The 25,549-nt window shown below is 72.9% G+C and carries 20 protein-coding genes; 9 read left to right on the top strand and 11 right to left on the bottom strand.

Annotated features, from left to right (window positions below; genetic code table 11):
• Positions 1-102: 102 nt before the first annotated feature.
• From DEI94_RS01895 to DEI94_RS01910, 4 genes are all read right to left on the bottom strand, one after another.
• Positions 103-900, bottom strand: a complete 798-nt coding sequence (locus DEI94_RS01895; RefSeq protein WP_111026974.1) for a hypothetical protein — start codon at positions 898-900, stop codon at positions 103-105.
• Entirely contained in the window at positions 897-2,693 is a 1,797-nt protein-coding gene (locus DEI94_RS01900) for a WXG100 family type VII secretion target (RefSeq protein WP_111026973.1), read from the bottom strand. Before DEI94_RS01900 ends, DEI94_RS01895 begins: the two co-directional genes overlap by 4 nt.
• A 2-nt stretch (positions 2,694-2,695) precedes the next feature.
• Positions 2,696-3,022, bottom strand: coding sequence for a hypothetical protein (locus DEI94_RS01905; protein ID WP_111026972.1), 327 nt, complete (start codon positions 3,020-3,022; stop codon positions 2,696-2,698).
• Between the two features lie 76 nt (positions 3,023-3,098).
• Positions 3,099-3,395 (bottom strand): WXG100 family type VII secretion target, encoded by a 297-nt coding sequence (locus DEI94_RS01910; protein ID WP_111009757.1) that lies wholly within the window; start codon positions 3,393-3,395, stop codon positions 3,099-3,101.
• Between the two features lie 179 nt (positions 3,396-3,574).
• Here DEI94_RS01910 and DEI94_RS01915 point away from each other — a divergent pair, with 179 nt between their 5' ends.
• Entirely contained in the window at positions 3,575-8,017 is a 4,443-nt protein-coding gene (locus tag DEI94_RS01915; protein ID WP_111026971.1) for an FtsK/SpoIIIE domain-containing protein, read from the top strand.
• Between the two features lie 14 nt (positions 8,018-8,031).
• Here DEI94_RS01915 and DEI94_RS01920 read toward each other — a convergent pair whose 3' ends face one another.
• The 6 genes from DEI94_RS01920 to DEI94_RS01945 all read right to left on the bottom strand — a co-directional run bounded on the left by DEI94_RS01920 (position 8,032) and on the right by DEI94_RS01945 (position 12,991).
• Positions 8,032-8,637: an FHA domain-containing protein gene (locus tag DEI94_RS01920; RefSeq protein WP_111026970.1), complete on the bottom strand. Its 606-nt coding sequence runs from the start codon at positions 8,635-8,637 to the stop codon at positions 8,032-8,034.
• Positions 8,637-9,272, bottom strand: a complete 636-nt coding sequence (locus DEI94_RS01925; RefSeq protein WP_111026969.1) for a hypothetical protein — start codon at positions 9,270-9,272, stop codon at positions 8,637-8,639. The genes DEI94_RS01920 and DEI94_RS01925 overlap by 1 nt, the downstream gene beginning before the upstream one ends.
• A 108-nt stretch (positions 9,273-9,380) precedes the next feature.
• Entirely contained in the window at positions 9,381-10,235 is an 855-nt protein-coding gene (locus tag DEI94_RS01930) for an oxygenase MpaB family protein (protein ID WP_349775212.1), read from the bottom strand.
• Positions 10,160-10,459 carry a hypothetical protein gene (locus tag DEI94_RS01935; RefSeq protein ID WP_111009752.1) on the bottom strand — a complete coding sequence of 100 codons (300 nt, stop codon included), beginning with the start codon at positions 10,457-10,459 and terminating at the stop codon, positions 10,160-10,162. Before DEI94_RS01935 ends, DEI94_RS01930 begins: the two co-directional genes overlap by 76 nt.
• Positions 10,460-10,597: 138 nt before the next feature.
• On the bottom strand, positions 10,598-11,032 hold the full coding sequence (locus DEI94_RS01940; protein WP_111026967.1) for an ester cyclase: 435 nt from the start codon (positions 11,030-11,032) through the stop codon (positions 10,598-10,600).
• A 303-nt stretch (positions 11,033-11,335) separates the two neighbouring features.
• On the bottom strand, positions 11,336-12,991 hold the full coding sequence (locus DEI94_RS01945; RefSeq protein ID WP_111009750.1) for a RecQ family ATP-dependent DNA helicase: 1,656 nt from the start codon (positions 12,989-12,991) through the stop codon (positions 11,336-11,338).
• 192 nt (positions 12,992-13,183) lie between these two features.
• Between DEI94_RS01945 and sucC the strand changes: the two genes are divergently transcribed.
• From sucC to DEI94_RS01985, 8 genes are all read left to right on the top strand, one after another.
• A complete protein-coding gene (gene sucC, locus DEI94_RS01950) occupies positions 13,184-14,353 on the top strand; it encodes an ADP-forming succinate--CoA ligase subunit beta (RefSeq protein ID WP_111009749.1) in 1,170 nt (389 codons plus the stop codon).
• A gap of 14 nt (positions 14,354-14,367) precedes the next feature.
• Complete coding sequence (gene sucD, locus DEI94_RS01955; protein WP_111009748.1) at positions 14,368-15,258, top strand: succinate--CoA ligase subunit alpha; 891 nt, start codon at positions 14,368-14,370, stop codon at positions 15,256-15,258.
• Between the two features lie 64 nt (positions 15,259-15,322).
• Positions 15,323-17,047, top strand: a complete 1,725-nt coding sequence (locus DEI94_RS01960; protein ID WP_111026966.1) for a cell division protein PerM — start codon at positions 15,323-15,325, stop codon at positions 17,045-17,047.
• 82 nt (positions 17,048-17,129) lie between these two features.
• Positions 17,130-17,723 (top strand): phosphoribosylglycinamide formyltransferase, encoded by a 594-nt coding sequence (gene purN / locus DEI94_RS01965; RefSeq protein WP_111009746.1) that lies wholly within the window; start codon positions 17,130-17,132, stop codon positions 17,721-17,723.
• Entirely contained in the window at positions 17,720-19,384 is a 1,665-nt protein-coding gene (gene purH / locus DEI94_RS01970) for a bifunctional phosphoribosylaminoimidazolecarboxamide formyltransferase/IMP cyclohydrolase (protein WP_111026965.1), read from the top strand. The genes purN and purH overlap by 4 nt, the downstream gene beginning before the upstream one ends.
• A 453-nt stretch (positions 19,385-19,837) precedes the next feature.
• On the top strand, positions 19,838-21,649 hold the full coding sequence (locus DEI94_RS01975) for an ABC transporter ATP-binding protein (RefSeq protein ID WP_111026964.1): 1,812 nt from the start codon (positions 19,838-19,840) through the stop codon (positions 21,647-21,649).
• 167 nt (positions 21,650-21,816) lie between these two features.
• On the top strand, positions 21,817-23,625 hold the full coding sequence (locus DEI94_RS01980) for an ABC transporter ATP-binding protein (protein WP_111027000.1): 1,809 nt from the start codon (positions 21,817-21,819) through the stop codon (positions 23,623-23,625).
• 196 nt (positions 23,626-23,821) lie between these two features.
• Positions 23,822-24,346 (top strand): DUF805 domain-containing protein, encoded by a 525-nt coding sequence (locus tag DEI94_RS01985; protein ID WP_111009742.1) that lies wholly within the window; start codon positions 23,822-23,824, stop codon positions 24,344-24,346.
• A 21-nt stretch (positions 24,347-24,367) separates the two neighbouring features.
• Here DEI94_RS01985 and DEI94_RS01990 read toward each other — a convergent pair whose 3' ends face one another.
• Positions 24,368-25,516: a glutathione-independent formaldehyde dehydrogenase gene (locus tag DEI94_RS01990; RefSeq protein WP_111009741.1), complete on the bottom strand. Its 1,149-nt coding sequence runs from the start codon at positions 25,514-25,516 to the stop codon at positions 24,368-24,370.
• Positions 25,517-25,549 lie beyond the last annotated feature (33 nt).

Below are 25,549 nucleotides of genomic sequence, written 5' to 3' on the forward strand. Positions count from 1 at the left end.
GCTCCCCGTCGAACTCCATCATGGCCGCGATGCGCTGCCCGTTTCGACTGCGGTCACCGGTTCCGGCCGCAAGGGATTCCGCGTGTGACGTCGGCGTCCGGTTCACGGTTCGAGGACCAACGCGAATCGGGGTCGCTCCGCGCGGAACGGTTGGGGGAAGTCGCGCACGATGCCGTGGCCGTCGCCGAAGTCCTCGACGAGGACACCGGCTGGCAGTGCCGCCGTCGCGAGCAGCTCCGACCAGACGTGGTGGCCCGACACCCGGGCGCCCGCCGAGTGCTCGACCAGTCCGGACAAGCGCCGGTAGCGGCCGAAGGCGGAGTGCACGCGCGCGCCCGCACCGCGGAGCTGAGCCACCAGTGCGGGGAGACGGCCCCATCCGCCCTGCGGGTCAGCGGGGTCGCGGAGCGCGTCACGGAGCGGGATCGGACGCCGCATGACCGGATCGGCGGTGTCGGTCGCGACCGTCTCCGTGCCCGGACGAGCGAAGCGGAGGTCCACGGCGTACCGTGAGCCGCCAGCCTCGAGCCCGTCGCGGACCCGCAGTCCGTCACCGTCGTGCCCGAGGGTCGGTACGGCCTCGTACGTGGTCCCCGGCGGCAGCACCCACCGCGCCGCGAACTCGGCGGGCGTCGGCACGGGACCGAGCAGCGTCATCCGTCGGTCAGTGATGATCTCGTTCCCTCGCTCCATCGCGGGCCCTCGGTGTTCGAGGAGTTCGTACCCGGACGCCTGGTACCAGTTGACGAGGCCGAGCAGCCGCCCGTACTCGGGCCACATCGGGACGGGCGACGGCGGCACGACGAGCCGACCCGTGCCGTCGCCGGCGGGCTGGGTCGCCCAACTCGCCGAGCGCGGCAGGATCTCTTCGCCGCCCCGCGTGATCCCGCGGGGGCTCACTGCGCAGCGACGACGTGATGCCGGAGGTCGTCGGCGTAGTCCCAGGGCGTCGCCACGACGAGGCCGCGAGCACCGACACCCATGGAACGGAGTGCGGAGCCGTACTCCTCCATCCGGAGCGTGCCGGGGAGGGGATGGACACTGGCAGGATCCATGAGAGGCCGGTCGATCGACTGGAACGCCGTGCCCCACGACGAGCGGTCACCTGGGATGAAGACCTCGCTCGCGCCGCCTGCGCCGTACTGCGGATTGGCCACTGCCGATCCGACGGCGTGTGGCAGGGGCTGGGTGACCAGGTAGGTCTCGCCCTGCGGCCGGAAGGTCTGGAACGGGCCGCTCGCGTCGTGCACTCCGACCTGCACGCTGGCCGCGTACTGCGCGGCGTCACCACCAGTCGTGATGAGATCGTGTGCGGGTCCCTCGCTCATCACGTAGAACTCGCCGTTCCCGACCACCTGCAGACGTTGACCGACGATGGACGTCGGTCGACCCGAGCGCCACGGGTCGACCCCCGGGTAGCCGCTCTTCCAACCGCTCGTTGTGCCCTGCCAGTGCCGGGCGCGAGCGGCGACCGAGGGGAGGTCGGACCGCCAGTACGCCTCCACGCCGTCGCGGAAGGCGCCGCGCGCGTTCCGCACGTCCCGCACCCCGGCCGGGAGCCCCGCGACGACGAACGCGCGGAGCGACTCCACCGACCGGAGCGCCGTCCCGTGCCGCACGTTGGCGACGAGGTGCGGGAGCGCGGTGAACGACCGCGCCGTGTTCACCACTTCGGAACCGACGTGCCTGCCTGCGGAGGCGATCCCGCCCGCGAGTCCCGCGCCCTTGGCGAACTCCTCGCCGACCCGGGCCGCGGTGGTGATCCCCTTGCCCATCGGGATGCAGTCGAGGGCCGCGAACGCGAGGTCCCACCCGTCCGCCTGGCCCTTGGTCATCTTGTAGACGGTGTCGGCGAGCACGAGGAGCGCGACACCCGCGACGATCCAGGCGATCGGACCGCCGACGATGAGCGCGATGACGCCCCCCACGGCCACGACGACCTTGGCCACGGAGACGATGTCGCTCCAGACCTCGGACTGGAACACCTCGTCCCAGACGGACTGCTTGCCGAGACCGGCGTCGGCCGCGTGGCCGATCGCGGTCGCCGTGCGACGTTCGCCGTCCTCCCAGTCGCCACGGGCCTCGGCGACCAGACGCTTCGCGGCGTCGATCCGGGACTGCGCGGCGGTGATGGAGCTCTGTGCGGCGTCCACCCCGTCGGATGCCACGGCGGCGTTGTCGGACGCGGCGCGCAGCTGCGCCGGGGTCGGGACCTCCGCGCCGGCGGGCGGCGGCGAGCCGGCGGGGTGCGCGGCGGCGAGCGCGGTGAGACGGGAGGCCGTCGCCGCGTAGTGCGCCGCGGTCGCCTGGGCGTCGTCGAGCCGGTGACGGGCGGCGTCGAGGTCGCCGGCTGCGTCCTTGGCGTCGGCGAGGGCACCGTCGGCGCGGTACTGCGTGTGGTCGACGACGTCGGCCCACCCGAGGAGCGCGGTGGCGACGTCGGCGTACGAGTGCACGAGCTTCGCGAGGTCCGTGGGGGTGTCCTCGATCGCGCGGACGAAGACGTCGGCGGCTTCACCCCGCCAATCGGTGAGCCAGCCCGAGCCGCGGACGGACCGGAGGCGCGTGGTCGCGTCGTCGGCGGCCTCCGAGATGCGCTGGTACTCACGGGCCATCATGCGGACGACGGTGGGGTCACCGGCGACCGGGTCGAACCCCTGGTCCACGACCGCCCAGCCCGTGGGACGGGACACGGCTACCGTGCCGATCCGGCGTCGGTGGACCCACCGGCCTGGTCGTCGACCCGCAGGGCGGAAGCGAGGTGGGCGTCGGTCTCGCGGTAGGCGCGCTCGGACGTCGAGAGCATGGCGGCGAGGGCCGCGGTCGAGTCCGTGATCTTCCGGCGCTTGTCCTCCCACCGGTGGTCGAAGTCGTGCAGCGCGCCCTGGACGACCCGCGACCCGATCTCGTCGTCGGATGCGTCGACCTGCTTGTGCGCACGCTCCAGCGTGCGGTGCACGGTCGTCAGGTCCCGTTCCAGTTCGCCGAGACCCATGAGGTCGACGAGCAGTCGGTCTGCCATGGCGATGTCCCTCCCCGTCGCGCGGATACGCCGACGACCTGTGCGCCGCGGACGGCGCACGGGTCGTGGAGCGATGTCAGCCCTTGAGGCCCGATGCGAGCGACTCGTCGGTCTCGGACAGGGTCTGCGACGCCTTCGTCAGGAAGGACGAGAGCCCGTCGAGGCCCTGCACCGTCTGCGTGACGCCCCGGTTGAACTCGTCGTAGGACTCACCGAACGCCACGGACGACTTGTCGGTGACGTAGCCGTCGGAGATGAGCTGCTGGATCTTGCGCTGCAGCGCGGACAGACGGTCCTCGATGTCGGCTTGCCCCGCCTTGAGGTCGGATGCCGCTGCCTCGAGGTCCGCGTAGGACACGTTGATGTTCGCCACTGGTGCTCCCTTTCCCCGGAGTCATGCTGTATTTCCCCCCGTTCGGGGCGTTCCACGGCGCGACACTACCATCGACGCGTCGGCCGCACAGCGGTTCTCCACAGTTCATGCAATCGCATGTGCTAGGGGTCCCGCTGTCAGAGGTGCCCGCCACGATGGCGGGGCGAGGGGGGAGCAGGATGACGTTCACGTTCACGATGGTGGACCGCGACAGCGGGCAGACGGCCAACGTCCACGTCGACGGCGACACCGGGCGGGCGGTCCGCGAGGTCGTGGCCGAGGCCGAGCGGCTGCTCGCGACCGATGTCACGTCCGCCACCGGCCCGGCGACCTACTTCGTGGGCGAGCGCCCGTTGGACCTCGACGCGTCGATCGCCGCCTCCGGTGTCCGTGACGGCGTGGTGGTGAGCCGGAGCGCCGAGGCCGTCCCACCGCCTCCCGTCCGTGCGCTGTCACTCGGCGAGGTCCGGATCGTGTCCGGACCGCACGCGGGCACGGTCGTCCGGGCCGACGCGGGGATCGTCACGATCGGCTCGGGGGCGGCGGCCCAGCTCCGCGTGGAGGCCGCCACCCAGGCCGACGGCCTGGCGGACGCCGCCGCGGCGCTCGGCGGCCAGGGCGTGCCCGACATCGCGCTCCTGGTCTCCGTCGGTCCGGACGGCGCGACCGTGCGCCCGGTCAACGGGTACGCGGGTGCCGCGCTCGACGGCGATCCCGTGGTGGCCGAGACCACATGGGACGAGGACGCGCAGCTCACGATCGGGTCGGCCTTGCTCGCGTACGGACGCCCTCGGAGCCGCGGAGCGCACCTCGCGCTCGCCGAGGACGGCATGGCCCTGGAGTACAACCGGCCACCCCGCATCCTGCCGCCGGACGACCACGCGCGGTACCAGTTGCCGGTGCCGCCGGTCGAGCCGCCGGCCAGGGCCCTGCCGATCCTCATGGCCCTGGCCCCGATGGGCATGGCCGTCATGTTCGTGTCGACGACGGGCCGCTGGATCTACCTGCTCGTCGCCCTGCTCTCGCCCCTCGTCATGGTGATCACCGGGTTGCAGGGCCGACGGCAGGGCAAGAAGACCCACCGGCAGCGGGTGGCCGAGTACGAGGACACCCGGGCGCGGATCGAGGCGGACGCGACCGAGTCCCTCCGACGTGAGCGTGAGCGGTGGATCGCCGGCGCGCCCGATCCCGCGGACGTGTACGAGACCGCCGTCGGGCCGCTCCCGCGCCTCTGGGAACGCCGCCCGACCGACCCCGACCACCTGCTCGTCCGCGTCGGCACCGCGACGCAGCGGTCCGAGGTGACGCTCGAGGACCCCGAACAGCTCTCGCACAAGCGGACGGTCACCTGGGACGCTCGCGACGTCCCGGTGCGGATCGAGCTCGCGGAGCGGGGCGTGCTCGGGATCGCGGGCCCGGGGGACGACGCGCGCCGGATCGCGAACTGGGTGGTCGCGCAACTGGCGACGCTGCAGAGCCCGAAGGACCTGACGTTCGCGCTGCTCACCGACTCGACCAGGACGGGCCTGTGGGAGTGGATGTCGTGGCTCCCACACGTCCGCCGCGACGGCGCCGACCAGCCGGTCACGAGCATCGCGTCCACCGCGGCCGGTACCGCACGGCTCATCGCGGAGCTGTCCGCCACCATCGACGCCCGGAAGGAGGCCGGTGTCCGGGTCGGTCGGCAGGCGCAGCACGCCGGCCAGATCGTGGTCGTCATGGACGGCGCGCGCCGGCTCCGCGCCATGCCGTCGCTCGTCCAGGTGCTCAAGGAGGGCCCGGCGGTCGGCGTCTTCAGCATCTGCCTCGACCTCGACGAGCGCCTGCTCCCGGAGGAGTGCGACGCCGTGGTCGTCGTCCGCGACGGCCGCCTCCGCGTCCGCCAGCAGCGGAGCGAGCGGATCGACGACGCCCGCCCGGACCTGGTGGACCAGGACTGGCTCGAGTGGGTGGCGCGGTCGTTGTCGCCGATCGTCGACGCGAGCCCCGACGTCGAGGACGGCGCGGTGCCGTCGTCGTCCCGCCTGCTGGACGTGCTCGCGCTCGAACCGCCGACGTCCGAGGCCGTCCAGGCGCGCTGGATGCTCGGCGGGCGCAGCACGACGGCCGTGATCGGCGAGTCCATCGACGGCGCCTTCGCGATCGACCTGCACCGCGACGGGCCGCATGGGCTCGTCGCCGGCACGACGGGGTCCGGCAAGTCCGAACTGCTGCAGTCGCTGGTGGCGTCGCTCGCGGTGGCGAACCGCCCGGACGAGATGGTGTTCGTCCTCGTCGACTACAAGGGCGGCGCGGCGTTCAAGGACTGCGTCGACCTGCCGCACACGGTCGGGATGGTGACCGACCTCGACACCCACCAGGTCGAGCGCGCGCTGGAGTCGCTCGGGGCGGAGCTCCGCCGCCGCGAGCACGCCCTGGCCGCGGTCGGCGCCAAGGACCTCGAGGACCACCAGGACCTCCGCGCGAAACGGGCGGCGGCGGGTGACGCCTCGGTCCCCTCCTTGCCCCGTCTGGTCATCGTGATCGACGAGTTCGCGTCGCTCGCCCGCGAACTCCCGGACTTCGTGAAGGGCCTGGTGAACGTGGCGCAGCGGGGCCGCTCGCTGGGCATCCACCTGGTGCTCGCGACCCAGCGGCCGGGCGGCGTCGTGTCGCCCGAGATCCGGGCGAACACGAACATCCGCATCGCGCTGCGGGTGACCGACCAGTCCGAGAGCCAGGACGTGATCGGGGCGAACGACGCGGCGCGGATCGCGAAGACCACGCCCGGACGCGCCTACGTCCGGCTCGGCGCGGCGTCGCTCCTGCCGTTCCAGACCGGTCGCGTCGGGGGTCGCCGTCCGGGGGGCGTCGGCGAGGACGCGGACGTCGCTCCGCTCGTGCGCGAGCGGAGCTTCGCGGACCTCAGCGAACCGGCACCGCGCCGCGCTGCGACGGCCTCCGACCTGGCCGACGTCGAGGTCACGGACCTCAGCGTGCTGGTCCGGGCCGTCGGCGACGCGGCCATGGCGATCGGCGTCCCCGAGCAGCGCAAGCCGTGGCTCCCACCGTTGCCGTCGCTCGTGACCCTGGCCGACGTGGAGGCCGTGTCCGCGGCGACGGCGCCGCTCGCGGTGGCCTGGGGGCTCGAGGACCACCCGGACCGGCAGGAGCAGCGGCCCCTGGTGTTCGACCTCGACCAGGACGGCCACCTGTTCGTCATCGGCTCGCCGCGGAGCGGACGCAGTCAGGCGCTGCGGACCCTCGCCGGCGCGATGGCCCTGCGGCTCGGTGTCGGGGACGTGCACCTCTACGGCATCGACTGCGGCAACGGTGCCCTCCTGCCGGTCGGCGCGCTCCCGCACTGCGGTGCCGTGGTGCAGCGACACGAGCCGGAACGTGTCGCGCGGCTGTTGACCACCCTGCTCGGTCTCGTCCGGACCCGGCAGACGGCCTTCGCCCGCGGCGGGTACGGGTCCATCGCGGAGCAGCGCGAGGCCGCGCCCGCCGCCGACGAGGTCCCCATGCCCCACGTCGTGGTCCTGCTCGACCAGTGGGAGGGCTTCATGTCCTCGCTGGCCGAGGTCGAGAACGGCGCACTGCACGACGCCGTCCAGACGCTCCTGCGCGAGGGCGTCGGCGTCGGCGTGCACCTCGTCGTCACCGGGGATCGGACGCTCACTGCCGGGCGCATGTCGAGCCAGGTCGAGCGGAAGCTCCTGCTCGCCCTGGCGGACCGCGGTGACTACGCGTACGAGGGCGTGAACGGCAAGAAGTTGCCCGAGATCATCCCGCCCGGTCGGGGGTTCCGCAACGCCACGGCCACCGAGACCCAGATCGCCGTGCTCCCCGGTGGCGCCACCGGGCGGGCGCAGGCCGACGCCCTCCGCGGGATCGGTGACGAGGTCCGAGCGTTGGTGGCCGCGGACGCGCCCCGGCCGGTCCGGGTCGACGCACTTCCGCGGGGGATCACGCGCTCCGAGGCGGTCCGGTACCTGCCGGTCGCCGATGCGCGCGCCGGGAGGATCGGGGTCGGTGTGGGCGGCGACGAGCTCCGCTTCCACACCCACGACTTCGTCGACGACACCGCGGTGTTCGTCGTCGCGGGGAGCGCCCGCTCGGGCAAGAGCACGACGTTGGTCGCGATGGCCCGACACGCCCTGGACACGGGCGGGAGCGTCGTCGCGGTCGTCCCGCGCGACTCACCGCTGCGCGCACTCGCGGCCGAGCACGCACCGTGCACCGTGTTCACCGATCCCGGACTCCGCGCGGACGACCTCGCCGCGGCGGTCGAGGGGGCGGAGGGCTTCACCCTCGTGCTCGTCGACGACGCGGAGCTGCTCAAGGAGACCGATGCCGAGCCGGTGTTCCGCGCGATCATGGCGTCGGAGCGGGGGCGCCGCGTCGGCCTCGTGCTCGGCGGTGACGTCGAGGGCGTGGCGAGCGGGTTCCGGGGCTGGCAGGTGGACGCCAAGAAGGCACGACGGGGCCTGCTCCTCGCCCCGCTGAGCACCGTCGACGGCGACCTGATCGGTGCGCGCCTGACCAAGAGCGCGCTGGGTCAGGACCGCATGCCCGGGCGGGGGTTGCTGCACGACGCGGACGGCGTCCTCCGGGTGGTGCAGGTGCCGGAGGGCGACTGATCGCGTGCGCGCCGTCAGTCGAGCGGTGTCTCGGGCACGAGCGCGGTCGCCGGCTCGGTGCGGAGCACGTGACCCCCGAAGACGACGACGTCGTCCGGGCGGATCGTGGTGCGCTGGCCCCGCGAGAGCATCGTGGAGGGGAACCCCGGGCGGTGCAGCTCGGCGCCGTTGGCGGAGTCCGCGTCGAGGACCCAGAACGAGCCCTCGGCCCCGAACCCGAACGCCAGGTGGGTCCGGCTGAGCAACCGATCCGGGTCGTCGAGCGCGATCCGGTGCGCGGTGTCGTCGTCGATCCCGGCGGCACGGAGCGACGGGTCGCGTCCGAGGACCCCGGGGCCACGCACGAGCACGCGTCGGTCGTCGTCGAGCACGAGGACGACGGCAGCGGCGGGCCGCGCCGGCGCCGTGGCGTCGGTGGCCGCGGTGTGCCCGAGCGGCCGCTCCGGGAGCACCGCGAGGAGGTCCCGCACTCGTCCGGCACTCGCCCGCGGCGCGGGCGGTGGCGTCGTCACGACCCGTGCGAGTCGGCCGTCCGCAGCCATGCGCGTGACGTCGTCGGGCGCGACCCGTTCGGGCACGACGGTGACCGGACGACGACGGCGACGGAACCGGAGGCGCATCACCGCGCCTCCCGATCCGTGGCACCGCTCGCGCCCGCGTCGATGAGCTCGAACGTGTCCGTCACCGCCTCGAAGAGGTCGAACAGCGCCTCGGCGAGGTCCACCGCGGGTGAGGCGACGCTGACGAGTGCCACCTGGTCGTCCATCGGCACGAACGTCTGCATCGTCGCGACGGGGAACGACCGGTGCCCGGACGGATCGACGATCCGGCTGATGCCCCAGGTCCGCGGGACCCGCCCGACGCGGGGGAGGTCGTGGAGGTCGACGTGCGCGCGCGCAGCCTCGTCGTCACCGCTGTCCCGATCGGCCAGCGTGGCGACCCGGTCGGTCAGCGCCGTGAGCGGATCATCGTCCCCACCGGGTGCCGGGAGCATGCTGACCGTCAGCGCACCGGACACGATCCCGTCGTCGCTCGGTTCCGCGAACGCGGCGCAGTACCGGGCGCCGGAGTCCCAGGCGGACCGGGCGAACCGTCGGAGGATCCGGACGATCTCGGTGCGGTGCTCCCGCAGGGTCGGCTGGTCCCCGACCCGTTCCTGCACGAGGGCGCTGATCGCGTCGTCGCGGTGCTCGGGTCGGACCGGCAGCTCGAACCAGGTCCGCGGCACGGTGATGGCGAAGTGGTCGGCCCCCATGCCGACCACCGTAGCGGCTGAGGCTCAGCGCCTGATGCTCAGCGCCTGACGCTCAGCGCCTGACGCTCAGCGCCTGGCGCTCAGCGGCCGAGGCTCAGCGCCTGACGCTCAGCGGCCGACGACGGTGGTGCGGCGCGCGGCCGCCCGTCGGAGCGACCGCAGCAGCATCCGGACCGGGAGGCGCCGCACCGGTCCCGGGACCGCCGCCACGACCCGGCGCAGCACGGCGACGGTGCGGTCGTACCGGCGTTGCTCCGCGCCTCCCCATGCGAACCCGTACGCCGTCCGCAGGTCGGGCGGCAGCATCCCGACGGTGACGATCCGCGCGACGGGCATGAGCGCGCGGATCCAGACGGGCGCGAAGCGCGGGTGGAGCAGGTCCCGGACCACCCCGCGTGCCTCGTCGGTCACCCGGAGCGCCGCGGAGGCCCGGCGCCAGTACGCGTCGAAGGCCGCGGGCGTCGACGGCCACCGGTCCGCGGGGACTCGGAGCGCGCCGCCGAGCGGCTCGTACGCGGTGAGCACGGCTGCGGCCAGCGCCGGGTCGACCGGACCGCGGAGCACCTCGTGCATGCGGAGCGCCGACTCGTACAGGGTCGCGGCGACCCAGAGCTGGTGGTCCGGGTCGTCGGCGCCCTGCACGGGTCGGTGGGCGTGCTCGACGAACGCTGCTGCGGCGCGGGCGTCGGCGGGCGAGCCGAGCACGACCGCGTAGACGTACTGCAGCGTGTGCACGAGCCGCTGCTGCGGTCGGTGCGCGAAGTCACTGTGCCGGGCGACACCGGCCGCGACGACCGGGTCCGCGATCTGCAGCAGGATCGCGCGGCCGCCCGCCATGACGAGCGAGCCGTCCGCCGCGAACCGGCGGACGGCCGGGGAGACGGTCGTCAGAGCGACCGGTACTCGTCGTTGCCGAAGTCGACGCCCTGGGACTCGGGCTCGTCCTCGCCGTCGTTCTCCCAGAGGATCGGTTCGCCCTCGCGCGGGGCACCGCCGGTCGGTCCGTTCGCCGTGCCGTCGCCCGGTTCCGGATCAACGGTCTCGCCGGCGACGGCGTCGTTCGTGACGGTCTCGATGGACTCCTGGATCGCGTCCGGGTCCTCGTCGAACGCGACCTGGTCGTCGGTCGTCGTCTGCTCGCGGAGCTCGGTGGCGTCGTCGTCCGGTCCGATGGCGGGGTCGCTCATGGGGTCCTCCCGTGGTGCTGGTGGTGGGGACGGCCGTGGTGCCGTCCTCGTTCGTTCGTACTCGGTCCGGCCGGGGTGTGCCTCCGGACGGTGGCCGGCGGCGCTCCGCGCCGGGCGTCCGGAGCGGGGCGGTCGGGGTCAGGCCGTGACGAAGTGCGTCTCGCCGCCGGTCAGGTGCAGCTGCTCGGCGAGGCCCTTCTCGTCGGTCGCGCCCCAGCGCTCGACGATCTTGCCGTCCTCGAACCGCGCGGTCTGCAGTCCCCGGACGCGGAAGGTCCGGCCGGTGGGCGCGTGGCCCTGGAACTCGCCGCTGTGCGTGCCGGTGATCGTGAACACGACCGAGACGGAGTCGTCGTCGGCGACGAGCGTCTCGGGCTGCAGGGCGACGTCCGGGAACGCGGTCGTGAACTCCTGCCAGAAGGCGACGATGCCCGCCAGCCCCGGAGCGGCGCCCGGAGCCGGGCCGTGGTCGACGACGTCCTCGGCCCACACCTCGCCGAACCGGTCGAACGCACGCTGCTGGAGCAGTTCGCCGAGGTGCTGCTGGGCCTTCGTGTTGACGTCCTTGCTCATGGTGACTCCTGTCGTCGGGTCGGCGCGGGTGCGCCGCTGGGCCACCGCGTCGGGTGACGGTTCCTGGGTACCCGCACCGGGCCTCCCGGCCCCGGCATCCGGAGGTGCCGCACAGGCAACGCCGTGGCGACGCATCGGACCGCGATCCGCCACGCGGTGTTCACCGGGCGGTCACCTGCGCGACGCCCGCGGGGGCCAGGCTGCTCTGGCTCGGGGGAGTGGAGCGCGGCCGCCGACGGGTGGTCGAGCGGCCGCGCCTTCCCCGACCCGCGCCGGGCCGCCGGCAGCGGGTGACGACGGCCGTCAGACGGTCCGCAGGAGGCCCCGCTCGCGCACCGCGTCGATCGACAGCACGCGGTACCCCACCGACTCGAAGAACACGGTGATCCGGTCCTCCTCGGTGCTCATGACGGTCCCGTGACCCCACTCGTCGTGCTCGACCTCGGAGTCCGGCGGGTACGCGGCGTCGTTCGAGCCGTCCGCCACGTGGGCGTCCTGCGCGTACGCCGAGCCGGAGGCGCACGTGTCGCAGTTGCCGCAGGGCTGGGGCAGCTCGTCGCCGAAGTAGCCGAGCAGGAACTGGCGTCGGCAACCGAGGGTCTCGGCGTACTGCCGCATCATCGCGATGCGCGACTCCTCGATCCGCTCACGGTCCTCGGCGCGGGCGACCGCGGCGTCGGCGGCGGCGTCCGCGTCCCGCGCGGCGTCGTCGTCGGTGCGGACGAGGCCGTCCTCGGTCTCCTCGAGCGCCCCGCCCTCGACGAGGGCGTTCGCGTAGCGGCCGAGGGACCGCGTGGGCACCTCCGCCGCCTCGGCGAGCTCGGGACGACGGATCGCGCCGTCGTCGGGCACGGCGTCGAACACCGTCCGGAGCTTCGCCTTGGCGGGCGTGCCGGACGCGAAGAACCGCCGCAGCCCGAGGTCCTCGGCCCGGTAGTGGAGGGTCGTGGTCGCCGGATCGCCGTCGCGTCCGGCCCGGCCGATCTCCTGGTAGTACGCGTCGACGGACTCGGGCACGTCGGCGTGCACGACGAAGCGCACGTCCGGCTTGTCGATGCCCATGCCGAACGCGTTCGTCGCGACGACGACGTCGAGGGTGCCGGCGAGGAACGCCTCGTGCACCTCCTGCCGCTCGGACGCCTTGAGTCCGGCGTGGTACGCGCGGACGTTCCGCCCGCGGTCCGCCAGCTCGTCCGCGTACCACTCGGTCTCCTTGCGGGTCGCCACGTACAGCAGACCGGGGACCGGGAGGGCCGCCACCTGCTCGACGACGGCGGCCCGCTTGCCGTCGTCGTCGCTGTGACGCACGACCTCGAGCCGGAGGTTCGGCCGGTCGAACCCGCGGCTCAGCTCGAGCGGGTCCCGCATGGCGAGCCGCTCGACGATCTCGGACCGGACCGGACCCGAGCCGGTCGCGGTCATGGCGAGGACCGTCGGGTGACCGAGCCGCTCGACGACCTCGCCGAGGACGAGGTAGTCGGGGCGGAAGTCGTGCCCCCAGCTCGACACGCAGTGGGCCTCGTCGACGACGAACAGGCGCACGCCGAGGTCGAGCAGGCGTTCGACGACCTCGTCCTTCGCGAGCTGCTCGGGCGCGAGGAACACGTACTCGGCGTCTCCGCTCGCCAGGTCGGCCCATGCCTGTTCGACCTCGCCCGCGGACCGGGTCGAGTTGACGGCGACCGCACGGGGTCCGCCGGTCTGCTCTCGCGCCTCGAGCCCCGCCACCTGGTCGTCCTGCAGCGCGATGAGCGGGGAGACGACGACGGTCGGGCCGTCGATGAGGAGCCCCGCCACCTGGTAGATGCCGGACTTGCCGTAGCCGGTCGGCATCACGGCGAGGGTGTCACGTCCGCCGACCACCGCCTCGATCGCCTCGGCCTGGCCGGCGTGCAGGGCCTCCCAACCGAAGACCTCGCGGGCGGTCGCCTCGGCACGGTCGCGGATGTCGTCGCTCATGCACGACACCCTGCCGGAGCGCCGCTCGGAGGCGACCCGGCGGCCGGGGTACGACCGGCCCGGAGCGCTAGGCTGGCCGCGGCCGTTGTCTCGACATCGAGCGACCTCGACGTCGAGTGCGACCGTCCGACCAGCGCCGACGCACGACGACGGCGCTGCCCGAAGACGCACATCGCGGTGAGGAAGAACAGCGTGGATCTTTTCGAGTACCAAGCCAGGGACCTCTTCGAGTCCTCCGGCGTCCCCGTCCTGCAGGGCATCATCGCCGACACCCCCGACGAGGCCCGCGCGGCGGCCGAGCGCATCGGCGGGGTCGTCGTGGTGAAGGCGCAGGTCAAGGTCGGCGGGCGTGGGAAGGCCGGTGGGGTCAAGGTCGCGAAGACCCCCGACGAGGCGTACGAGGCCGCGCAGGCCATCCTCGGGCTCGACATCAAGGGCCACACCGTGCACCGCGTGATGGTGGCGCAGGGCGCGCAGATCGCCGAGGAGTTCTACTTCTCCGTGCTGCTCGACCGCGCCAACCGCTCGTACCTGTCGCTCGTCAGCGTCGAGGGCGGCATGGAGATCGAGCAGCTCGCGGTCGAGAAGCCCGAGGCACTCGCCCGCGTCGAGGTCAACCCGCTCACCGGGATCAACGACGCCGAGGCCGAGCAGATCGCACGCCAGGCCGGGTTCCCCGAGGACCTGATCCCCGCGGTCGTGCCCGTGTTCGTCGCGCTCTACGGCGTGTTCCAGGGCGAGGACGCCACGCTCGTCGAGGTCAACCCGCTCGTCCGTACCGAGGACGGCCAGATCCTCGCGCTGGACGGCAAGGTGTCGCTCGACGACAACGCGGGTTTCCGGCACGAGGACCACGCCGCGCTCGAGGACAGCGCCTCGGCCGACCCGCTCGAGGCGAAGGCCGGGGCGCACGGCCTCAACTACGTCAAGCTCGACGGCGAGGTCGGCGTCATCGGCAACGGAGCCGGGCTCGTCATGTCGACGCTCGACGTCGTCGCGTACGCGGGGGAGCGCCACGGCGGCGTCAAGCCCGCGAACTTCCTCGACATCGGCGGCGGCGCCTCGGCGGAGGTCATGGCCAACGGCCTCGACGTGATCCTCGGGGACCCGCAGGTGAAGAGCGTCTTCGTCAACGTCTTCGGCGGGATCACCGCGTGCGACGCCGTCGCGAACGGCATCGTCGCCGCGCTCGGGATCCTCGGCGACGCGGCCACGAAGCCGATCGTCGTGCGGCTCGACGGCAACAACGTGGACGAGGGCCGGCGCATCCTCGCCGAGGCGGCACACCCGCTCGTCACCGTCGTGGCGACCATGGACGACGCGGCCGAGAAGGCCGCCGAACTCGCCGCGGCCGCGGCCTAGAAGGGACCAGCACCATGTCCATCTTCCTCGACAAGGACTCGAAGGTCATCGTCCAGGGCATCACCGGCGGCGAGGGCACGAAGCACACCGCGCTCATGCTCAAGGCCGGGACGAAGGTCGTCGGCGGCGTGAACGCGCGCAAGGCCGGCACGACGGTCACACACGGCGACGTCACCCTGCCCGTGTTCGGCTCGGTGACCGAGGCCATCCAGGAGACCGGAGCGGACACGTCGATCGTGTTCGTCCCGCCGGCCTTCGCGAAGGACGCCGTGATGGAGGCCATCGACGCCGAGATCCCCCTCGTCGTCGTCATCACCGAGGGCATCCCGGTGCAGGACGCGGCGGAGTTCTGGGCACACGCGAAGGCACTCGGCGGGAAGACCCGGATCATCGGGCCGAACTGCCCCGGCATCATCACGCCGGGCGAGTCCCTCGTCGGCATCACCCCCGCGAACATCACGGGCAAGGGGCCGATCGGCCTCGTGTCGAAGTCGGGCACGCTGACCTACCAGATGATGTACGAGCTCCGGGACCTGGGGTTCTCCACCGCGATCGGCATCGGCGGCGACCCGGTCATCGGCACGACGCACATCGACGCGCTCGCCGCGTTCGAGGCCGACCCCGAGACGACCGCGATCGTCATGATCGGCGAGATCGGCGGCGACGCCGAGGAACGCGCGGCCGACTTCATCAAGGCCAACGTCACGAAGCCGGTGGTGGGCTACGTCGCCGGGTTCACGGCGCCGGAGGGCAAGACCATGGGGCACGCCGGGGCGATCGTGTCCGGCTCGGCCGGCACGGCCGAGGCGAAGAAGGCGGCGCTCGAGGCCGCCGGGGTCCGCGTCGGCAAGACCCCGAGCGAGACCGCGGCCCTGCTGCGGGAGGCAGTCGCCGCACTCGGCTGAGTGTCGCCCGGCCCGCCGCGCGCCGACCCGGTGTGCGGCGGGCCCTCCCGTATCCTCGTCCGCGATGAACCGCCCGGGCACCGCTCTCTTCGCCGCCGTCGAGGCCGTCGTGACGGTCGCCGTCGGCGTCGGGATCGCCCTCGTGCCGCTGACGCTCCTCTGGGGCATCGAGTACGGCCTGCAGGTCCCGTGGCTCGCGTTCTGGCGGGCGGCGGGCAGTGTCTGGCTGATCGGCCACGGCGTCGACGTCACCTTCGTGCTCGACGCCGCCACCGCCAAGGCGACCGGCCTCAGCGGCGCCGACGCGCCCATCGTCCTGACGATCGCGGCGCTCGGGTTCGCGGTGATCACCGCGTGGCTCGGCGCACGCGCCGGTCGACGCCTCGCCGAGACCGAACACCGCGTGACCGGCAGCATCGCCGGCATCGTCGTCGTCGCCGCGTTGGCGCTCGCCGTCGCGCTGTCGACCGTCAGCGTCGCGGCTCGTCCCTCGATCTGGCAGTCGGTCCTGCTGCCGACCCTCTGGTACGCCGTGCCGCTGCTCGTGGCGGCCGAGGTCGCCCGACGCCGCCGGGGCGCCGATCCCGACCCCGCGACCGCCGCGGTGCTCGACGCCGTCGACCGGATCCCGGGCCCGTGGCGCTCCGTGACCGACGTGGCGCTGCGCGGCGGTCTCGGCGTCGTGGCGGTGCTCGTGACCGCGGCGGCCCTGCTCGTCGCCCTGCTCGTGCTCGGGTCGTACGCCCAGGTCATCACGCTCTACGAACAGTCGCACGCGGGACTCGTCGGCGGTCTCGCGATCACGGTCGGTGAACTCGCGTTCCTGCCCGACCTCGTCGGCTGGGCGATGGCGTGGATCGTCGGCCCCGGGTTCGCGATCGGCACCGGGTCGGACGTCTCGCCGATCGGCACGACCCTCGGTCCGATCCCGGGCATCCCCGTCCTCGGCGCGCTTCCCACCGGAGGACACGCGTTCGGCCTGCTGTCCGTGCTGGTGCCCGCCGTCGGGGCGTTCCTCGTCGCCGCGCTGCTCCGCCCGCGGCTCGTCCGCGCCCTCGCGGAGGGGAACACGGCCGGACGCCGCGCCATCGCCGGCGTCGGCATCGGCGTGGTGGCGGGGCTGGCGACGGGACTCGCCGCGTGGCTGACCGCCGGTTCCCTCGGCCCCGGACGACTCGTCACCGTCGGGCCGTCCCCCGTCGCCGTCGGGGCACTCGCCGCGCTCGAGGCCGGTGTGCCGGCGGTCCTCGCGCTCGCGGTCGGCAGCGACCTGGTGCGGTGGCCGGAGCGCGACTCCTGGCTGCCCCGCCGTGAACGCTGGCGCGACGACGATGCGGAGGCGGCCGCCCCGCTCCCCGTGGACACCATCACCGAGGACGACGACGGCGGGTTCCTCGGCGCGCTCGACCGGGCCGGGGCGGCGGACACGACGACGGTGGGCGGCCGCACCGGTGGCCACTCCCGGTTCCGCGTGACGGGACGCAGTGGTGCGACGATCGCGCACCCCGAGCAGCCGACCGAGCCGGTGTCCGACGGGGACCCGGAGGTCGTCCGCGAGCTCGAGCGCGAGCGCGAGCGGGAACGCGAGGCCGCGCTGCCCCAGCTCCCGCTCGGATGGGCGGCCCGGCCGTCCCGGCACGCTGAGACCAGAGGGTCCGACGGCGCCGAGTCGACGTCCCCCGAAGCGGTCGGCGGCGAGGCGGACCAGTGGGACACCGACGTCGTCGACGAGATCCCCGAGCACGAGCTCCCGTGGTGGCGTCGGCCCAAGGGCGACGCCGGCCGCTGAACGACAGCCGCGGCGACGCCGCCCGCTGAACGACACCCGCGGCGACGCCGCCCGCTGAACGACACCCGGTAGGCTGGCGACCGTGCTCGAACTGGTGGTGCTGATCTCCGGTGCCGGATCGAACCTCCGCGCGCTGCTCGACGCCGCACGGGACGCCGAGTACCCCGCACGGGTCGTCGCGATCGGTGCGGATCGTGACGCCGAGGGGCTCGACCTCGGCGAGGAGTACGGCATCCCGACCTTCACGGTCCCCTTCACGGCGTTCGCGACCCGGCAGGAGTGGGGTGCCGCCCTGGCCGAGCAGATCCGCCCGTGGACGCCCGACCTGCTCGTGCTCTCGGGGTTCATGCGGCTGCTCCCGCACGACGTCGTCGCCGAGTTCAGCCCCGCGATCGTCAACACCCACCCCGCCCACCTGCCCGAGTTCCCCGGCGCGCACGCCGTGCGGGACGCCCTCGTCGCGGGCGTGCGGGAGACGGGCGCGAGCGTCATCCTCGTCGACGACGGCGTCGACAGCGGCCCGATCATCGTCCAGGAGCGGATCCCCGTGGAGCCGGACGACTCCGAGTCCACGCTGCACGACCGCATCAAGCACGTGGAGCGACGGCTGCTCATCCAGACCGTCCTCGACATCGCCAACGGAACCGTCGACCTGAAGGAACTCGCCCGCGCATGAGCGTCCACGCCGCCGATCCCAGCCTCTACCGCGAGCGCGACCGCGTCGCCGTCCGCCGCGCGCTCATCTCGGTGAGCGACAAGTCCGGCCTCCTCGACCTCGCCGCGGCCCTCGACGCAGCCGGGGTCGAGATCGTGTCCACGGGGTCGACGGCGAAGGCCATCGCCGACTCGGGCATCGGCGTCACCGAGGTCGCCGCGATCACCGGGTTCCCCGAGTCCCTCGACGGCCGCGTGAAGACCCTGCACCCGGCCGTGCACGCGGGTCTGCTCGCCGATCTGCGGCTCGAGTCGCACGAGCAGCAGCTCGCCGACCTCGGGATCGCGCCGTTCGAGCTCGTCGTCGTGAACCTCTACCCCTTCGTCGAGACCGTGGCGTCGGGTGCGGACACGGCGACGGTCGTCGAGAACGTCGACATCGGCGGCCCCGCGATGGTGCGTGCATCCGCGAAGAACCACGCCAACGTGGCCGTCGTGGTCTCGCCGTCGTCGTACGCCGAGGTCATCGCCGCGGTCCGGTCGGGAGGCACGGACCTCGCCCTCCGCCGTCGGCTCGCCACCGCGGCCTTCGCCCACACCGCGGCGTACGACACCGCCGTGGCCGCGTACTTCACCGAGCACGTCGCGGGCGGCCCGACGGTCCATGGCGACGTCGCGCAGCCGGGAGGCCCGGGGAACGGATCAGCGGACGGGTCCGGCGCCAGCGGCTTCGCACCGACGATCCAGCTCGAGGGCTCGCTCGCGGCGGGTCTCCGCTACGGCGAGAACGCGCACCAGGCCGCCGCGCTCTACACCGCCGCCGACGGCCACGGCATCGCGCAGGCGACCCAGCTGCACGGCAAGGAGATGTCGTACAACAACTACGTCGACGCCGACGCAGCGCTCCGTGCCGCGTACGACTTCACGGAGCCGGCGGTCGCGATCATCAAGCACGCGAACCCCTGCGGCATCGCGGTCGCGGCACCCGACGCGGCCGACCCGATCGCCGACGCCCACGCCCGTGCCCACGCGTGCGATCCCCTGTCCGCGTTCGGCGGGGTCATCGCGGCGAACCGCCCCGTGTCGCGCGGCATGGCCGAAGCCGTGGCGGACATCTTCACCGAGGTCGTGATCGCACCCGCGTTCGACCCCGAGGCCGTCGAGATCCTGTCCGCCAAGAAGAACATCCGGCTGCTCACCCTGCCGGCCGACTTCGCCCTGGCGCCCCGCGAGGTCAAGCAGATCTCGGGCGGGTTCCTCGTGCAGGACGCCGACCGGTTCACGACGTTCGACCAGGCGACGTGGGACCTCGTGTCCGGGGACGCCGCGGACGACGTCACCCTCGCGGACCTCGTGTTCGCGTGGAAGGCCTGCCGGGCCGTCAAGTCGAACGCGATCCTCCTGGCGAACGCCGGGGCGAGCGTCGGCGTCGGCATGGGCCAGGTGAACCGGGTCGACTCGTGCCACCTCGCCGTGACCCGGGCGGGCGACCGCGCCGCGGGGTCGGTGGCCGCCTCCGACGCCTTCTTCCCGTTCGCCGACGGGCTGCAGGTCCTCATCGACGCGGGTGTCCGGGCGGTGGTCCAGCCCGGCGGGTCCGTGCGCGACGCCGAGGTGATCGCTGCGGCGAACGCGGCCGGCGTGACGATGTACTTCACGGGCGAACGCCACTTCTTCCACTGAGGCCCGGCGCGCCACCCCGGGGCGACACGCCGCACCGCATTGCATCGTGCGACTGCCTGCGAATAGTCTGTGAGGCTCCGACCGGCCTCGACACGCCCAACCAGCGCGGCCCGGTGGTCGGCGTGACGATGACGACGACTGGAGTGACGATGAACGCGATGACCAGCACCCTGGCTCCCGCCGGCCTGGACGCCTTCGGAGTCGTCGCCCCGTCCGTCGAGGGACCGACGTTCCGCTAGTCGCCCCCGCGGGGACCAGCACGCCGCCGACGGGCCACCGGTCCGCCGCTCGCGGCGCGTGACGCCTCGGCGTCCGCCCCCGCCCGCCCCACCCGGCCACGCCCATCGTCACCATGACGTCGGGCGGAGGTCCCGCCTCCCGGCCCGCCCGACGGGTCGGAGGTCGCATCAATCCGCACTCCGGTCCCGACCGGTTCGACGATGAGGTCTCCCCATGTCGAGAACGCCCGCTGCAGCAGCGCGTCCGTCCACCTTCCGCGCCATCGCGCGGATCTACCCCTACGTCCAGCCCGCGATCGGGCGCATCGTGCTCGGCATGGTCGCCGCGATGGTCGCGTCGCTCGTCGCGCTCGCGATCCCGTTCGTCCTGCAGGCCCTGGTCGACGGGCCGCTGAAGTCCGGCGACCGTGGCCAGATCGTCCCCGCGGGCCTGGCGGTGCTCGGCCTCGGGGTGCTCGAGGCCCTCATGATCGCCGCGCGCCGTCGCCTGGTCCTCCGGCCGGGCACGTACGTCGAGTCGCGCATGCGGAACGCCCTCTACGCCAAGCTCCAGGACCTGCCGGTCGCGTTCCACGACCGGTGGCAGTCGGGTCAGCTGCTGTCGCGGTCGGTGTCGGACCTCAGCCTGATCCGACGCTGGTTGGCGTTCGGCATCGTGCTGCTCGTCGTCAACATCGTCACGATCATCGTCGGCTTCGGCGTGCTGTTCACGTGGAGCTGGCTGCTCGCGCTCATCTTCATGGTCGCGTCGATCCCGATCTGGATCAACGGCCTCGTCTTCGAGCGCAAGTACTCGGTCGTCGCCCGGCGCAGCCAGGACCAGGTCGGTGACCTCGCGACGAGTGTGGAGCAGTCGGTGCACGGCATCCGCGTGCTCAAGGCGTTCGGCCGCGGCCGGTACAAGCTCGACGAGTTCAGCGAACAGGCCGAGCAGCTCCGGGGCACCGAGATCGAGAAGGCCCGGGCCATCGCCGGCATCTGGCTGTGGCTCCTGCTCGTGCCCGACGTCGCGTTCGCACTGTGCCTGCTCGCCGGGATCTGGCTGGCGTCGCAGGGCCACCTGACGGTCGGGGAGCTGTTCGCGTTCTTCTCGGCAGCGGCGGTCCTCCGGTTCCCGATCGAGTCCATCGGCTTCCTGCTGTCGATGACGTTCGACACCCGGACCGCGGTCGACCGGTTCTTCGAGGTCATGGACTCCGAGAACACGATCCAGGACCCGGAGCACCCGCGCACGATCGCCGACCCCCGTGGTGCGTTGACGTTCACCGACGTGCACTTCCACTACCAGGACGCGCCCGCGGGCACGCCGGACCTCGTCGACGGGGTGGACCTCGTCCTGCAGCCGGGCGAGACGATGGCGCTCGTCGGGCTCACCGGGTCGGGCAAGACGACGTTGCTCGCCCTGGTGCCGCGTCTGTACGACGTCACCGGCGGCTCGATCACGATCGACGGTGTCGACGTCCGCGAGCTCACGCGCGAGGAACTGCGGCACCGGGTCGGCGTCGCGTTCGAGGACGCCACGCTCTTCAGCGCCTCGGTGCGGGACAACGTGCTCCTCGGCCGCCCGGACGTCTCGGGGGACGAGGCCGAGGCCCTGCTCCGCGAGGCGCTCGACGTCGCGCAGGCGGAGTTCGTCGACCGGCTCCCGGACGGCGTCGACACCCGCGTCGGCGAGGAGGGCCTGAGCCTGTCCGGCGGGCAACGGCAGCGGCTCGCACTGGCCCGGGCGATCGCCGCCCGACCGAGCGTGCTCGTGCTCGACGACCCGTTGTCGGCGCTCGACGTCGACACCGAGGCCCGGGTCGAGGCGGGACTCCGACGCGTCCTCGCCGAGACGACCTCGCTCATCGTCGCGCACCGCCCCTCCACCGTGACGTTGGCCGACCGGGTTGCGCTCATGCAGGACGGGCGCATCACCGCCGTCGGGACGCACCACGACCTGATGGCCACGAACGACCACTACCGCTACGTCATCTCCTCGCTCGACGAGGACGACGCGACCGCGCGAGAGGAGGCACTGGCATGAGCGACCCCCAGCGGACGTCGGCCAGGCCGGACGCCCCCGGCGAGCCCGAGGACGAGTACCAGACCGAGTTCGAGGAGCGGGCCCAGCCCGCCACGGACACCGCACAGCCGGGAGGCCCGGCCGCCGCCGTCACCGCGGCCGACGACGGGCAGCCGGTCACCGCCTCCATCACGGTGCGCGGTGTGCGCGGCGAGGAGCGGGAGCACTTCACGAAGGCCGAGAGCCGACGGCTCCGGCGTCGGTCGCTCGCGCTCATGCGCTCGCTGCTCGGACCGCTCCGGCGCGACCTGTGGACGATCGCGATCGTCGTGGTGGTGTCGACCGGCGCGCAGGTGGCCGGTCCGACCCTCATCGCGTACGGCATCGACAGCGCGCTGCCGTCGGTGCTCCACCGACAGGACTGGCTCCCCGCGTACCTCGTGGTGGCCGGCTACGTCGCCGTCGCCGTCGCGGGCGCGCTGCTCACCGCCTGGTACACCGTGCTCGCGGCGAAGATCAGCCAGAAGATCCTGCTCGACCTGCGCAAGCGCGTGTTCCTGCACACCCAGCGTCTGAGCCTCGAGTTCCACGAGACCTACACGTCGGGGCGGATCATCTCGCGCCAGACGAGCGACCTCGACTCGATCCGCGAACTCCTGGACTCCGGGCTGAACCAGCTCATCCAGGGCGTGCTCTACATGGTGTTCACGGCCATCGCGCTCGTGTCGCTCGACCCGACGTCCGGCCTCGTGCTCGCGATCGCCCTCGTGCCGCTGTGGTTCCTGACCCGGTGGTTCCAGAAGCGCTCGCAGCAGCTGTTCCGGGCGACGCGTGTCACGAGCGCCCGGGTGATCGTGCACTTCGTCGAGACCATGACGGGCATCCGGGCGGTGCAGGCGTTCCGCAAGGAGTCCCGCAACCGCGACGAGTACGCCGGGTACGTCGAGGACTACCGCGCCGCGAACGCCAAGGTGTTCAACCTGTTCGGGACGTTCGACCCGGGCCTCGTGCTCATCGGCAACGCGACGCTCGCGGCGGTCGTCATCATCGGCGCGTTCCGCGTCGTCGGTGGCTCGCTCGAGATCGGCGCCCTGCTCGCCGTCGCCCTGTACGCCCGGCGGTTCTTCGACCCGGCCGAACAGCTCGCGATGTTCTACAACGGGTACCAGTCGGCGTCCGCTGCGATGGAGAAGATCTCGGGCGTGCTCGAGGAGGAGCCGAGCGTGCCGGACCCGGTCCGGCCGCAGCACCTCGCCCAGGCGAAGGGCCGCGTCGACTTCGACGACGTCGTGTTCGCGTACAACGCCGAGACGGTCGTGCTCCCCGAGTTCGACCTGCACATCCCGGCCGGTCAGACGATCGCGCTCGTGGGGTCGACGGGCGCGGGCAAGTCGACGCTCGCGAAGCTCATGGCGCGGTTCTACGACCCATCACAGGGCTCCGTGCGGCTCGACGGCATCGACCTGCGCGATCTCGACCCGCGGGACATGCGGCGCGCGATCGTCATGGTCACGCAAGAGGCGTACCTGTTCTCGGGGTCCGTCGCGGACAACATCGCGCTCGGCAAGCCGGGGGCGTCACGCGCCGAGATCGAGCGGGCGGCGAAGGCCGTCGGCGCCCACACGTTCATCGAGGCGTTGCCCGACGGGTACGACACCGACGTCAACAAGCGCGGTGGCCGGGTGTCGGCGGGCCAGCGGCAGCTGCTGTCGTTCGCCCGGGCGTTCCTGGCGGACCCGCGCGTGCTCATCCTCGACGAGGCCACGGCGTCGCTCGACATCCCGAGCGAGCGGCTCGTGCAGGAGGGTCTCGAGACCCTGCTCGCCGACCGCACCGCCGTGATCATCGCGCACCGGTTGTCGACGGTCGCGATCGCCCACCGGGTGCTCGTCATGGAACACGGGCAGATCGTCGAGGACGGCACGCCGGACGACCTCATCGCGGGTACCGGCCGGTTCGCCCAGCTCCACGCGGCCTGGCGGGACAGCTTGGTCTGACCCGCCGGCCCCGGTCCGGCCGGCCCGGTCCGGCCGGCCCGGTCCGGCCGGTCCGGTCCGGCCGGGCCCCGGCCCGGTCCTCCCGCCGAGATCGCAGAACACGCCGCTCATGTCCTCACCTGAGCGGCGTGTTCTGCGATCTCGGCGACTCCGGGGGCGGCGCGGGGGCGTCCCGGGACAGGGCAGGATGGTCCCCATGAGCGACGGTGCCCGACCGACCACGACCCGACCGGACCGGACGGGAGGCCCCGCTGCGGCCCTCCCGATCGGCGTGCCCTGGTACGGCGCCCCGCTGCCCGTCGCCGTCCGCCGGTTCTGGCGCGGCTACGTGGTGCTGCGGGGCCGCGCGAGCCGCAGCGAGTGCTGGTGGTGGCTGCTCGTCGCGGCGCTGGTGGGTCTCGTGTTCGGCATCGTGGCCGGGATCGTCTTCGGGGTCACCGTGGCCACGCTGCCCTCGGGCACGACCACGAGCGGCGTCCCGGACGGGCCCGTCATCGCGATCGTCGTCGTCGTGGCCGTCAGCGCGGTCTGGGGCCTCGCCACGCTCCTGCCGACGATCGCGCTCGGGGTCCGACGCCTGCACGACACGGGACGCAGCGGGTGGTGGCTGCTGCTCGACCTCGTCCCGGTCGTCAACCTCGTGCTGCTCGTGCTGCTCGCCCTGCCGACCGCCCCGCGGGGCGACCGCTACGACCTGGAGGCCGGGCGCGCGACCGCCTGACGGCCGCGGCCCGGCGACCGGTCAGGCCGAGGCGGGGTGCAGCACGACCTTCGTCCAGCCCTCGTCGCGGGCGTCGAAGTGCCGGTACGCGTCCGGTGCCTGGTCGAGCGGCAGGTCGTGGCTCACGATGAAGGACGGTTCCGCCTTGCCCGCGGCGATGAGGTCGCGGAGCTGCCGGTTGTACCGCTTGACCGGCGCCTGCCCGGTGCCCATGTGCTGGCCCTTGAAGAAGAACGTGCCGTAGTCGAGCGCGATCTGCCCGTTCTTGGCGAGCTCGTCCGAGGCGCCCGGGTCCTGCGGCAGGTAGACACCGACGACGCCGATGCCGCCCGTGAACCGCACGGACGCGATGAGGCGGTTCAGCACGAGGTTCGGCTGCTCGTTGCCCTCGGGGTCGTGTGCCTGGTACCCGACGGCCTCCACACCGGCGTCCGCCCCGAGCCCCATGGTCTGGTCGAGGACCGCCTGGACGGGGTCGACCTCGGCGTCGTTGATCGGGATCGCACCGATCGACTCCACCAGACGCAGGCGGTCCGGCTGCCGGTCGACGACCATGACCTTCGCGGCACCCTTGATCGTGGCCGACAGTGCCGCCATCAACCCGACCGGGCCGGCGCCGTACACGACGACCGAGTCGCCCGGCTTCACCCCCGCGAGCTCGGTGCCGTGCCATCCGGTGGGGAAGATGTCCGACAGCATCGCGTAGTCGTTCTCCTTCTCGACCGAGTCCTCGCCGAGACGGAGTGCGTTGTAGTCACCGAACGGCACGCGGAGGAGCTCCGCCTGCCCGCCGCGGTACGGACCCATGTCCGCGTAGCCGTACGCCGCACCGGCCGTCTCCGGGTTCGGCTGCGTCGTCAGGCAGAAGCTCGACCAGCCGCGCTCGCAGTTCTTGCAGAAGCCGCAGGCGATGTTGAAGGGGAGGACGACGCGCTCGCCGACCGAGACCTTCTCGACCCCGGAGCCGACCTCGATCACCTCGCCGAGGTTCTCGTGTCCGAAGACGCTGCCCGGCTCGATGTCCGTCCGGCCGTCGTACATGTGCAGGTCCGACCCGCAGATGTTCGTGGCGGTCACCCGGATGAGGATGTCGGTCGGCTTCTCGATCCGGGCGTCGGGGACGTCCTGGACGCTGACGTCGCGCGGTCCGTTGTAGACGACTGCTCGCATGGTGCTCCTCCTGTTCGTCGCCGGACGACGGGA

The sequence above is a fragment of the Curtobacterium sp. MCBD17_040 genome (assembly GCF_003234805.2).
Lineage (GTDB): Bacteria > Actinomycetota > Actinomycetes > Actinomycetales > Microbacteriaceae > Curtobacterium.

What these genes read in the sequence shown, in the direction of transcription:
- DEI94_RS01905 (WP_111026972.1), bottom strand. Translation starts at nt 3,022, where the DNA reads ATGGCAGACCGACTGCTCGTCGACCTCATGGGTCTCGGCGAACTGGAA.
- DEI94_RS01915 (WP_111026971.1), top strand. Translation starts at nt 3,575, where the DNA reads ATGACGTTCACGTTCACGATGGTGGACCGCGACAGCGGGCAGACGGCC.
- DEI94_RS01920 (WP_111026970.1), bottom strand. Translation starts at nt 8,637, where the DNA reads ATGCGCCTCCGGTTCCGTCGCCGTCGTCGTCCGGTCACCGTCGTGCCC.
- DEI94_RS01925 (WP_111026969.1), bottom strand. Translation starts at nt 9,272, where the DNA reads ATGGGGGCCGACCACTTCGCCATCACCGTGCCGCGGACCTGGTTCGAG.
- DEI94_RS01935 (WP_111009752.1), bottom strand. Translation starts at nt 10,459, where the DNA reads ATGAGCGACCCCGCCATCGGACCGGACGACGACGCCACCGAGCTCCGC.
- DEI94_RS01940 (WP_111026967.1), bottom strand. Translation starts at nt 11,032, where the DNA reads ATGAGCAAGGACGTCAACACGAAGGCCCAGCAGCACCTCGGCGAACTG.
- DEI94_RS01945 (WP_111009750.1), bottom strand. Translation starts at nt 12,991, where the DNA reads ATGAGCGACGACATCCGCGACCGTGCCGAGGCGACCGCCCGCGAGGTC.
- sucD (WP_111009748.1), top strand. Translation starts at nt 14,368, where the DNA reads ATGTCCATCTTCCTCGACAAGGACTCGAAGGTCATCGTCCAGGGCATC.
- DEI94_RS01960 (WP_111026966.1), top strand. Translation starts at nt 15,323, where the DNA reads ATGAACCGCCCGGGCACCGCTCTCTTCGCCGCCGTCGAGGCCGTCGTG.
- purH (WP_111026965.1), top strand. Translation starts at nt 17,720, where the DNA reads ATGAGCGTCCACGCCGCCGATCCCAGCCTCTACCGCGAGCGCGACCGC.
- DEI94_RS01975 (WP_111026964.1), top strand. Translation starts at nt 19,838, where the DNA reads ATGTCGAGAACGCCCGCTGCAGCAGCGCGTCCGTCCACCTTCCGCGCC.
- DEI94_RS01985 (WP_111009742.1), top strand. Translation starts at nt 23,822, where the DNA reads ATGAGCGACGGTGCCCGACCGACCACGACCCGACCGGACCGGACGGGA.
- DEI94_RS01990 (WP_111009741.1), bottom strand. Translation starts at nt 25,516, where the DNA reads ATGCGAGCAGTCGTCTACAACGGACCGCGCGACGTCAGCGTCCAGGAC.